Origin of the sequence: Mycobacterium sp., from assembly GCF_049585075.1 — a bacterium.
Classification (GTDB): domain Bacteria; phylum Actinomycetota; class Actinomycetes; order Mycobacteriales; family Mycobacteriaceae; genus Mycobacterium.
On the sequence record NZ_JBAUZA010000340.1, the window covers coordinates 1 to 2,885 of the forward strand.

4 protein-coding genes and 1 pseudogene are annotated in these 2,885 nt (G+C 64.5%); 2 read left to right on the top strand and 3 right to left on the bottom strand.

All coding sequences use genetic code 11. The annotated features are described in order from the left end of the window. The coding region (locus WB785_RS15985; RefSeq protein WP_424080296.1) for a TetR/AcrR family transcriptional regulator at nucleotides 1–525 on the bottom strand (525 nt) is incomplete at its 3' end. A gap of 81 nt (nucleotides 526–606) precedes the next feature. Between WB785_RS15985 and WB785_RS15990 the strand changes: the two genes are divergently transcribed. Further along, entirely contained in the window at nucleotides 607–1,308 is a 702-nt protein-coding gene (locus WB785_RS15990) for a DUF899 domain-containing protein (RefSeq protein ID WP_424080297.1), read from the top strand. Continuing rightward, nucleotides 1,305–1,694 (top strand): VOC family protein, encoded by a 390-nt coding sequence (locus WB785_RS15995; protein WP_424080298.1) that lies wholly within the window; start codon nucleotides 1,305–1,307, stop codon nucleotides 1,692–1,694. The genes WB785_RS15990 and WB785_RS15995 overlap by 4 nt, the downstream gene beginning before the upstream one ends. A 14-nt stretch (nucleotides 1,695–1,708) precedes the next feature. Here the strand turns inward: WB785_RS15995 and ipdC are convergent, their stop codons facing one another. Together ipdC and WB785_RS16005 are read right to left on the bottom strand one after the other, a co-directional pair. Continuing rightward, the gene (gene ipdC, locus WB785_RS16000; RefSeq protein WP_424080299.1) at nucleotides 1,709–2,767 is read right to left on the bottom strand and encodes a (3aS,4S,5R,7aS)-5-hydroxy-7a-methyl-1-oxo-octahydro-1H-indene-4-carboxyl-CoA dehydrogenase; all 1,059 of its coding nucleotides are present in this window, start codon (nucleotides 2,765–2,767) and stop codon (nucleotides 1,709–1,711) included. Further along, nucleotides 2,767–2,885 (bottom strand): annotated as a pseudogene (locus WB785_RS16005) (CoA-transferase); the annotation flags it as partial. The gene ipdC and the pseudogene WB785_RS16005, both read right to left, overlap by 1 nt.

The following is a 2,885-nucleotide window of genomic DNA, read 5'->3' on the forward strand; positions in this document are numbered from 1 at the left end:
CGACTCGACCTGTCGGCGGCTCGCGCCCCGCAGCGGCCCGCGCAGGGCCAGTTCGGCGAACCCGTGCACCGCTGACCAGCACGGCCACTCGGCGCCGTCGCGTCTGTCGGGTGCCAGCGCGCCGGCATTCACCATGGCGTCGAGTGCCTCGACCAACGCTAGATATGGCGGAGCGCTGGCTGGTTCGTCATCTTGGGTGGCCCCGAAGAATGCGACCGCGAACCACCCCGGCTCGTCCAACGCGAACTTGATGTAGCCGATGCCAACGGCCCGCAACAGCTCAGTTGAGCCCCGTCGGCGCACCGAGGTCCGCATCCGCGCCGTCATCCGATGCTGGATCGAGTTCGCAACGTCCTGTAGCAAAGCGTCGCGGTCGGCGAAGTGACGGTATGCAGCATTAGGTGAAACCCCAACTCGCCGAGTCGCTTCCCGGATGGTCAGCGCTTCTGGCCCGCCGGCCCGGGTGAGTTCGAGGCCGGCCTCGATCAACGCCGCGCGCAGATCTCCGTGGTGATAGTTGCTCAACCCTTGACCCTCCTCGGGCCCGAAGTGTACGGTGTGAACATTAGCATGTTGACGCCGTGAACATGAGCGGAAGGGGAGGTTGTGACAACCGCAGGATTGCCGCCCGTCGTGGACGAACACGTCTGGCAGCGCGAATTAGACGCCCTGCGTGTCCGGGAGAAGGCAGCGACCCGTGAGCTTGATGCGATCGCCGCGCAGCGGCGGAGGCTGCCGATGGTTGCGATGCCGGATTACACACTGGAGGGCGAGAACGGATCCGTTCGGCTAGCCGATGTCTTCGAAGGCAAATCGCAGCTGATCGTGTACAACCACATGTGGTTTCCGGGCGAAGAATGGCAGTGCCCTGGCTGCACCGGCTTCACCTCGCAATTCACCCGGCTAGAGTTCCTGGACAACTGGGACGCCAGGTTCGTCATCGTCACGCAAGGCCCTATCGACGAAGCGCTCGCATACAAGCGGCGGGTGGGAAACCAGATGACTTGGTACTCGACGGCCAACAGCCCATTCGGCGCCGATGTGGGCGCTCCTCCGGGTAGCGGATTCGCCGTGAATGTCTTTCTGCGCGACGGGGATCAGGTCTACCGCACCTGGCACACCAACGGCCGGGGCACCGAACAGCTGAGTCACTCGTTCGCGTTGATCGACCTATTGCCCTACGGCCGTCAGGAGGAGTGGCAGGACTCACCGGACGGCTGGCCGCAGGCACCCACTTATAGCCGGTGGCCAGGTTCACCGGAGATCGCGAAAGCCTACGGAGATACCCAACCAGAAGGAGCAAGATGACCACCACGACGACTGGCCTGACGACGATCAACCTGGTGTGCGTACCGACAATCGAGCAGGACAAGGCGGTCGCGTTCTACGAGTCGCTCGGATTCGAGAAGCGAACCGATCAGCCGTTCGGCGGCGGCTACCGGTGGATCGAGGTTTACCCCCCCGAGGGCGGGACCGGCATCGCGCTCGCTCCACCGCCACCGGACAGCGGACCGGTGCAACCGACCATCACCGGTATCACGCTGACCACCAGCGATATCGACGCCACCCACGCCGCGATGAAGGAACTCGGCGTCGACGTTGATGCGCAGGTATCGCGAATGGGCGAGCCGGTTCCACCGATGTTCTGGTTCCGCGACCCGACGGGCCACACGCTGATGGTCGTGGAGTCCTAACTACGGGTGATCCGTCACTGCACGAAGCCGGACGCTGACTGCAGGTGCTTGACGGCGTCGGCGACGATCGTCTGGATCAGCTCCGCGCACGACGGCAGATCCTCGACGATGCCGGCCACCTGGCCTGACGCCAGTACGCCGGCGTCGGTGTTGCCCTCGACCAGACCGGCTTTCAGCAACATCGGGGTGTTGGCGGCCATCACCACCTGCGACCAGGTGAGCTCCTTGCCGTGCCGCATTGCCAGGCCGTCCCGAACCATCGAAGCCCACGTCATCTGTGACATCTTTTTGAACTTCGCCGCATTGCGCATGGCGGCGGTGAATCCCCGTGCCCGCGAGCCGCTTTCCAACTTTTCAACCAACCCGGTGCGCAAGACGCGGTGCGGCATGCCGTCAACGCGGGTGGTGACGACCGTCCCGTCCAATCCGGCCTGCAGATAACGTTGCTTGACCGCGTCAGGCACGGTGGAATCCGACGTGAGCAAAAACCGCGTACCCATGGCAACCCCGGCGGCGCCGTAAGACAACGCTGCGGCCAGCCCGCGGCCGTCGAAGAACCCGCCTGCCGCGATCACCGGGATGCTCACGGCATCAAGCACCGACGGCAACAGCAGCGTCGTGGCGATCGGCCCGGTGTGGCCGCCACCCTCGCCACCCTGCACGATGACCGCGTCGGCGCCCCAGGAGGCTACCTTGCGGGCCTGCTTAGCGAGTCCGACCGACGGAATTACCACCGCGCCGGCATCTTTCAGCTTGCTGATCAGCTCTTGCTTAGGTGCCAACGCAAATGACGCGACTTTGACGCCTTCGCGGATCATCAGATCCACCCGGTCATCAGCGTCGCCCGCGTCAGCGCGGATGTTGACGCCGAACGGCTTGTCGGTGGCCTCCTTGACCTTGCCGATCGCGGTAGTCAGTTCGTCGAGGGTCATGGTGGCCGAGGCCAAGATGCCCAGTCCACCTGCGTTGGCGGTCGCCGAAACCAGCCGGGCGCCGGCCACCCATCCCATTCCGGTTTGCACGACCGGGTGCTCGATACCGACCAGCTCGGTGAGTGGCGTGCGCAGTCTCATCAACGTATCTCTCGGTCGCGCAATGCTTTAGGATCGACAACCTCGCGAATCAGGCGCAGTTCGTCGTCGGTGGGCAGCCTCGTCTCTGCCGCCTCGTCGAGACCGTGCACATCGAACG